The sequence below is a fragment of the Rhodococcus sp. PAMC28707 genome, assembly GCF_004795915.1.
Classification (GTDB): domain Bacteria; phylum Actinomycetota; class Actinomycetes; order Mycobacteriales; family Mycobacteriaceae; genus Rhodococcoides.
On the sequence record NZ_CP039253.1, the window covers coordinates 3,424,761 to 3,432,500 of the forward strand.

The 7,740-nt window shown below is 61.5% G+C and carries 8 protein-coding genes (1 of these 8 cut by a window edge); 7 read left to right on the forward strand and 1 reads right to left on the reverse strand.

The genetic code is table 11. From position 1 onward, the window contains the following. The 6 genes from E5720_RS15755 (at nucleotide 1) to E5720_RS15780 (ending at nucleotide 5,903) form a co-directional block, all read left to right on the forward strand. Nucleotides 1–828 (forward strand): F0F1 ATP synthase subunit delta, encoded by an 828-nt coding sequence (locus E5720_RS15755; protein WP_136171424.1) that lies wholly within the window; start codon nucleotides 1–3, stop codon nucleotides 826–828. 91 nt (nucleotides 829–919) lie between these two features. Then, complete coding sequence (gene atpA / locus E5720_RS15760; RefSeq protein WP_136171425.1) at nucleotides 920–2,563, forward strand: F0F1 ATP synthase subunit alpha; 1,644 nt, start codon at nucleotides 920–922, stop codon at nucleotides 2,561–2,563. 54 nt (nucleotides 2,564–2,617) lie between these two features. Continuing rightward, a complete protein-coding gene (locus E5720_RS15765; RefSeq protein ID WP_084346426.1) occupies nucleotides 2,618–3,592 on the forward strand; it encodes a F0F1 ATP synthase subunit gamma in 975 nt (324 codons plus the stop codon). A gap of 3 nt (nucleotides 3,593–3,595) precedes the next feature. Next, on the forward strand, nucleotides 3,596–5,044 hold the full coding sequence (gene atpD / locus E5720_RS15770) for a F0F1 ATP synthase subunit beta (protein ID WP_136171426.1): 1,449 nt from the start codon (nucleotides 3,596–3,598) through the stop codon (nucleotides 5,042–5,044). Between the two features lie 30 nt (nucleotides 5,045–5,074). After that, nucleotides 5,075–5,434 (forward strand): F0F1 ATP synthase subunit epsilon, encoded by a 360-nt coding sequence (locus tag E5720_RS15775; protein WP_088945457.1) that lies wholly within the window; start codon nucleotides 5,075–5,077, stop codon nucleotides 5,432–5,434. A 31-nt stretch (nucleotides 5,435–5,465) separates the two neighbouring features. Continuing rightward, on the forward strand, nucleotides 5,466–5,903 hold the full coding sequence (locus E5720_RS15780; protein ID WP_136171427.1) for a DUF2550 domain-containing protein: 438 nt from the start codon (nucleotides 5,466–5,468) through the stop codon (nucleotides 5,901–5,903). A gap of 23 nt (nucleotides 5,904–5,926) precedes the next feature. On the opposite strand, the gene E5720_RS15785 is transcribed toward E5720_RS15780, so the two are convergent. After that, nucleotides 5,927–6,511, reverse strand: a complete 585-nt coding sequence (locus E5720_RS15785; RefSeq protein ID WP_136171428.1) for a cob(I)yrinic acid a,c-diamide adenosyltransferase — start codon at nucleotides 6,509–6,511, stop codon at nucleotides 5,927–5,929. 54 nt (nucleotides 6,512–6,565) lie between these two features. Here E5720_RS15785 and murA point away from each other — a divergent pair, with 54 nt between their 5' ends. After that, on the forward strand, nucleotides 6,566–7,740 hold the 5' portion of the coding sequence (gene murA / locus E5720_RS15790; protein WP_136171429.1) for a UDP-N-acetylglucosamine 1-carboxyvinyltransferase. Its footprint extends 115 nt past the window's final position; only the first 1,175 of its 1,290 coding nucleotides appear in the window; its start codon is at nucleotides 6,566–6,568; its stop codon lies off the right edge, out of view.

Below are 7,740 nucleotides of genomic sequence, written 5' to 3' on the forward strand. Positions count from 1 at the left end.
ATGTACGCAACTTCTCGTGAGGCTCTTGCCCGCACGCGTTCGGTTGCGAACGATGCACTGGGTTCTGCGTCGGCAGGAGTTGCAACTGCTGCTGCCGCGCAGACGGGTGCCGAGCTCTTCGCAGTCGTGGAGACGCTCGACGGGCAGCGCACGTTGCGTACCGCGCTTGCGGATGCGTCGGTTTCGGCCGAACGCCGCAGCGCGCTCGCTGAGCAACTGTTCGCAGGCAAGGTGTCCGAGACCACCACGAAGATTGTCGTGAGTGCTGTTTCGGACAATTGGTCCAAGCCATCGGATCTGCTGAATTCTCTGGTCGAACTGGGACGTGAAGCTCTGCTTCGCGCCGCAGCAGATCAGGATCAGCTCGACACGGTCGAGGACGAACTGTTCCGGCTGGGTCGGATCGTGGCGGCGAACCCGGTGCTCGAACAGAACCTGTCGGATCTCGGCAAGCCTGTGCACGCGAAACGCGAACTTCTCGGACGCCTGCTCTACGGCAAGGTGACAGCAGTTACCGAGGCGTTGGCACTCCAGTCCGTCGGTCGACTCCGCAAGGCGGCGCCTGCCGACGCATTCGACCATTTGGCAGGACTTGCCGCGCAGGTGCGCAATCAGATCGTTGCGCACGTCTCCAGTGCGGCTCCACTCAGTGACAGTCAGCTCGAAAAGCTGACCGCGACGCTGACCCGTACGTACGGCAAGCCGGTCACCGTTCACGTCGAGGTCGATACCGAACTGCTGAGCGGACTCGTGGTCCGGATAGGCGACGAGGTCATCGACGGTAGTGGGGCAGGCCGTCTCGCTGCATTGCGAAAGACACTCAAGTAGTCCGAGTACGGACACCACAGTCCGATAAGAAGCGCTTCGAAAATTCGAAGCCTTGGACACCGCGATCATTTAAGGAAGAGCAGGAAAAAATATGGCGGAGCTGACGATCTCCTCCGACGAGATCCGTAGCGCGATCGAGAACTTCACCGCGAGCTACTCACCGGAGTCCTCCCGCGAGGAGGTCGGCACGGTTACTGACACGAGCGACGGAATTGCCCATGTGTCGGGACTGCCGTCGGCTATGTCCAACGAGCTGCTCGAATTCCCCGGTGGAGTGCTCGGTGTTGCGCTCAACCTCGACGCCACCGAAATCGGTGCCGTCATCCTCGGTGACTACGAGCACATCGAAGAGGGCCAGGAAGTCAAGCGGACCGGTGACGTACTTTCCGTCCCCGTCGGCGACGGCTACCTCGGTCGCGTTGTCAACCCTCTCGGACAGCCCATCGACGGCCTCGGAGACATCGAGTCCAGCGAGACTCGCGCTCTCGAACTGCAGGCAGCCTCGGTGCTCGAGCGTCAGCCCGTCGAAGAGCCGCTCCAGACCGGAATCAAGGCCATCGACGCGATGACCCCGATCGGCCGTGGACAGCGCCAGCTCATCATCGGTGACCGCAAGACCGGCAAGACCGCGGTCTGCATCGACGCGATCCTGAACCAGAAGGCCAACTGGGAGAGCGGCGACGAGAACAAGCAGGTTCGCTGCATCTATGTCGCCATCGGTCAGAAGGGTTCCACGATTGCAGGCGTCAAGGCTGCTCTCGAGGAGCGCGGAGCGCTCGAGTACACGACCATCGTCGCGGCTCCCGCATCCGACTCGGCCGGTTTCAAGTGGCTTGCTCCGTACACCGGCTCGGCCATCGGCCAGCACTGGATGTACCAGGGTAAGCACGTTCTGATCGTGTTCGACGACCTGACCAAGCAGGCCGAGGCATACCGTGCCATCTCGCTGCTGCTGCGTCGCCCGCCGGGCCGTGAGGCATACCCCGGTGACGTCTTCTACTTGCACTCCCGTTTGCTGGAGCGCTCGGCGAAGCTGTCCGACGAACTGGGTGGCGGCTCGCTGACGGCACTGCCGATCATCGAAACCAAGGCCAACGACGTCTCGGCATACATCCCGACCAACGTCATTTCGATCACCGACGGTCAGGTCTTCCTCGAGTCCGACCTCTTCAACAAGGGTGTACGTCCCGCCATCAACGTCGGCATCTCGGTCTCCCGTGTCGGTGGCGCTGCACAGACCAAGGGCATGAAAAAGGTCTCCGGTTCGCTGCGTCTCGAGCTCGCTCAGTTCCGTGAGCTCGAAGCCTTCTCCGCTTTCGCCTCCGACCTCGACTCCGCCTCCAAGGCACAGCTCGAGCGTGGCGCTCGTCTGGTCGAGCTGCTCAAGCAGGATCAGTACTCCCCAGTCGCCGTCGAAGATCAGATCGTCTCGATCTGGCTCGCTGGTCAGGGTGCATTCGACTCCGTGCCGGTCGCTGACGTTCGCCGGTTCGAGACCGAACTGCTCGAAGACTTGCATCGTAACGCCGGCGGCGTCTACGAGAGCATTGCCGGCGGCAAGGCTCTCGACGGTGACGCGCAGAAGGCGCTGACCGAGGCAACCGAGAAGTTCAAGTCAGGCTTCTTGGATTCCGAGGGCAACCGGGTAGTCAACGAGGCAGAAGCGGACACGCTGAACGCCGACGAGGTTAACCAGGAACAGGTCAACGTCACTCGCAAGACAGTCAGCAAGTAGGTCAGCGACATGATCAGTGTTCTCACGAGTAGAGAAGGGAGCGTGAACAGCTAGATGGCAAGCATTCTCGAGCTGCGTTCCCGGATCAAGTCGGTCAACTCGACCAAGAAGATCACCAAAGCGCAAGAATTGATCGCGACATCGCGAATCATCAAGGCGCAGGCGCGCGTTGCGGCGTCGAAGCCGTACGCGGAGGAGATCACCAATGTGCTCTCGGCTTTGGCGAGTGCGTCCGGATCGCTGGACCACCCGCTACTGAACGAGCGCCCCGAGCCCAAGCGTGCTGCGGTTCTGGTAGTCACCAGCGATCGTGGAATGTGCGGTGGCTACAACTCCAACGTCCTCAAAGAGGCTGAAGAGCTTTTTCAGCTTCTTCGCAAAGAGGGCAAGGATCCAGTCATCTACGTGCTCGGTGCGAAAGGGCTCGGTTACTACACCTTCCGTGAGCGCGATGTGAAGGCAGCATGGACGGGCTTCTCGCAGGAGCCCGGTTACTCCGACGCAGCCAAGGCCAGTAAGCATTTGGTCGAGCTCTTCATGGCAGGTTCCGGCAACGAAGTCGATGCGCCGAACGGCGAAGGCACGATCGAAGGTGTCGACGAACTGCACATCGTCTACACACGTTTCGTGTCGATGCTGACGCAAAAGCCCGAGGTGCGTCGAATGGCTCCGCTGGAGGTCTCGTACACGGACGAAGAAATCGAAATGGGTGCGGATGCACTCACCGACTCTCCGTCTGCGTCCGATGTCCAGGCCCAGTACGACTTCGAACCAGAGGCAGGAACGCTTCTGTCGGCTCTGCTGCCGAAGTACATCAGCACGAGGATCTACTCCTCGCTGCTCGATGCGGCTGCGTCCGAGTCGGCTGCGCGCCGCACCGCCATGAAGGCGGCGACGGACAACGCTAACGAATTGGTCGAGACTCTCAGCCGTCAGGCTAACCAGGCTCGGCAAGCCCAGATCACCCAGGAAATCAGCGAAATCGTCGGTGGCGCTAACGCGTTGGCTGACAGCGCAGGAAGTGACTAAGCAATGACCGCAGCAGTAACCCAAGAGAACGCGAGCGGAGCGGACACACAGTCCGGCCGTGTCGTTCGGGTAATCGGCCCCGTTGTGGACGTCGAGTTCCCGCGCGGCGCCATTCCCGCCCTGTTCAATGCTCTCCACGCAGAGATCACCCTGCCGACGGTGGCCAAGACTCTGACACTCGAGGTTGCTCAGCACCTCGGTGACAACCTGGTCCGCACCATCTCGATGCAGCCGACCGATGGCCTGGTTCGTGGAACCCCGGTGACCGACACGGGCAAGCCGATCTCGGTTCCGGTGGGCGACGTCGTCAAGGGCCACGTCTTCAACGCCCTCGGTGACTGCCTCGACACACCCGGTCTCGGCCGTGACGGCGAGCAGTGGGGCATCCACCGCAAGCCACCAGCCTTCGATCAGCTCGAAGGCAAGACCGAGATCCTCGAGACCGGTATCAAGGTCATCGACCTTCTCACCCCGTACGTCAAGGGCGGCAAGATCGGTCTGTTCGGCGGTGCCGGCGTGGGCAAGACGGTTCTCATCCAGGAGATGATTACCCGTATCGCTCGCGAATTCTCGGGTACATCTGTATTCGCAGGCGTCGGTGAGCGCACCCGTGAGGGAACCGACCTCTACCTCGAAATGGAAGAGATGGGCGTCCTTCAGGACACCGCCCTCGTCTTCGGCCAGATGGACGAGCCGCCGGGCACGCGTATGCGCGTCGCTCTGTCGGCGCTGACCATGGCGGAGTACTTCCGCGATGTTCAGGGACAGGACGTTCTTCTGTTCATCGACAACATCTTCCGTTTCACACAGGCAGGTTCGGAGGTGTCGACCCTCCTGGGCCGCATGCCTTCCGCCGTGGGTTACCAGCCGACGCTGGCGGACGAGATGGGTGAGCTTCAGGAGCGCATCACCTCGACCCGTGGACGCTCGATCACCTCACTGCAGGCGATCTACGTTCCCGCCGACGACTACACCGACCCGGCACCCGCCACCACGTTCGCGCACCTCGATGCGACGACCGAGCTTTCGCGTCCGATTTCGCAGATGGGTATCTACCCCGCTGTGGACCCGCTGAGCTCGACGTCGCGAATCCTCGAGCCCAGCATCGTCGGCGCAGAGCACTTCCGCGTCGCCAACGAGGTCAAGCGGATCCTGCAGAAGTACAAGGAACTGCAGGACATCATCGCGATCCTCGGTATGGACGAGCTTCAGGAAGAGGACAAGGTTCTGGTCGGCCGTGCACGCCGTATCCAGAAGTTCCTCGGCCAGAACTTCATCGTTGCCGAGAAGTTCACCGGTGAGGCCGGTTCGGTCGTGTCGTTGACCGACACGATCGAGGCGTTCGACAAGGTCACCAAGGGCGAGTACGACCACCTTCCCGAGCAGGCCTTCAACAGCTGTGGTGGTCTCGACGACGTCGAGGCAGCAGCCAAGAAGATGGCCGGAAAGTAGCCCGACGTGACTTCTTCGGAGACGAACGGCATGGAGGTTTCACTCGTCGCGGTCGAGCAGAAACTGTGGTCCGGTAACGCGACCCTGGTGAGTGCTCAGACCACGGAGGGCGAGATCGGCATCATGGTGGGGCACGAGCCCGTGTTGGGCCAGCTGGTCGAAGCCGGGACCGTGTCCATCACCACGACCGACGGAGAGAAGATCGTCGCTGCTGTGCACGGCGGATTCTTGTCGGTTACGGGAAAGACCGTCACCGTTCTAGCGGAGTCTGCGGACTTCGCTCAGGACATCGACGTCGATGCAGCTCGCTCGGTGCTCGACGCAGGCGGCGACGACAAGGAAGCCCTCGCAATCGCGAAGGGCCGAATTCGCGCCGCTGAGCGCGCCTAGATCAACGAGAAGCCGCGACGGAGGCTGCGAAATGCGCATCGGAGTGATTGTTCTGGTCATTCTGGTTGTGCTGCTCGCAGCAATCGTCGCGGCTTTTCTGTATCGCCTGAGCATTGTGCGCGGAGGTGGCACGGCCGCGATCATGCGCGTGACTCCGTCGTCGGGCGGAAGCGGTTGGCGCCACGGCATCATTCGATACGACGACAACACCGTCGTGTTTTTCAAACTCTCGAGCTTGCGTCCGGGGCCGGACCACAAGTTGACCCGTCAGGGCATCGAGGTAGGCGAGCGGCGTAAGCCCCGCGAGAACGAATTCGACATCATGAGCGACGAAATTGCTGTGCTCGAGCTGACCGACGCCGGCCGCCATTTCGAGATCGCCCTCGACCGAGGCGCACGGACCGCCTTCCTGTCGTGGCTGGAGTCACGGCCGCCCGGAAGATCGCAGCGCGGTCGGCCGGCCGGTTGATTGCGTGCGGTACTCGAGCGTGCTCACTCGCCGGTAGAGCGCGACGCTCCCGGAATCCACTGAACATCGCCTCCAGGATTGGCATACCTACTGAGGATGAACAGTAGATCCGACAGCCTGTTCAAGTATTTGGACGGCAACGTGCTGGTGTCCTCGGGACTCGCAGCGACGGCGGCCCACGCAGCTCTTTCGGCGCGTCGAGCGGTCGTCCGAGCCGTGTGGAGTAGCGCTCCGAGTGGTGTTCCACCCGGGAGTATGAACGACGTCAACGGATCGAGTTCTTCGTTGAATTCGTCGCACCAGCGTTCCAATCTGTCGACGTACGACTGATCGATTCGCAGCGGTGGGTACTTTGGTTCTGCGACGACGGGTGTGGATAGATCTGCGCCTGCGTCGAACAGATCACTCTGAATCGTCCGAATGACCTTCAAGATCTTCTCCGGCGGATTCCCAAGCGCCAGCACAACTCCGAGACTTGCGTTGGTTTCGTCGCAGTCGGCGTAGGCAATGAGACGGGGGTCGTTCTTGGTGACACGGGAAAAGTCGCTCAGTCCGGTAGTCCCGTCGTCACCGGTGCGAGTGTAGATACGGGTCAAGTGCACAGCCATGGAGCAACGGTACCGCTCCAGTAGGGGAGACGGACCCGGCTACGCTGTTGAACCGTGAGCGAACGCTTTTTGGTATCCGGAGGAAACCGACTCGTCGGCGAGGTGTCTGTCGGCGGTGCGAAGAACAGCGTGCTCAAGTTGATGGCGGCGACCTTGTTGGCCGAGGGTACGAGCACCATCACCAATTGTCCCGACATACTCGATGTTCCCCTGATGGCCGAGGTCTTGCGAGGCTTGGGCTGCGAAGTGGTACTCGAGGGTTCGGTCGTGCACATCACCACGCCGGCAGAGCCGAAATATCACGCTGATTTTCCGGCAGTCAAACAGTTCAGGGCATCGGTCTGCGTACTGGGGCCGCTTGTGGCCAGGTGCAAGCGTGCGGTGGTTGCTCTTCCCGGTGGCGATGCAATCGGGTCGCGCCCTCTCGACATGCATCAATCCGGGCTCCGTTTGCTCGGCGCACACAGCGAAATCCAGCACGGATGTGTGGTGGCAGAGGCCGAGGAGTTACGAGGGGCAAACATTCGCCTCGCCTTTCCATCGGTCGGGGCCACCGAGAACATTTTGATGGCCGCGGTACTTGCAAAGGGTGAGACCGTCATCGACAACGCTGCCCGCGAACCGGACATCATCGATGTATGCAACATGCTCAACAACATGGGTGCGCAGGTCTCGGGCGCTGGAACTTCGACGCTGACCATCAAGGGTGTCGAGTCCTTGACGCCGACGACTCATCGGGTAATCGGTGATCGAATCGTCGCGGCGACGTGGGGTATCGCTGCGGCGATGACGCGAGGCGATGTCCGTGTTCGTGGCGTCAACCCGAAGCACCTCTCCCTCGTCCTGGACAAGCTGCGTTCCGCGGGGTCCGAGGTGACCATGGAGGCCGACGGATTTCGCGTGGTTCAACACGAGCGTCCGACAGCCGTCAATTTCGCGACCTTGCCCTTTCCTGGTTTCCCGACGGATCTGCAGCCCATGGCGATCGGATTGGCTGCTGTAGCGAACGGCACGTCGATGATCACCGAAAACGTGTTCGAGGCGCGTTTCCGCTTTGTCGAGGAGATGATTCGGCTGGGGGCCGATGCGAGAACGGACGGACATCATGCGGTCGTTCGCGGTGTGCCTCAGCTGTCCAGCGCTCCGGTGTGGTCCTCGGATATCAGGGCAGGAGCAGGCCTGGTGCTGGCTGGTTTGTGTGCCGATGGCGTCACCGAGGTTCACGACGT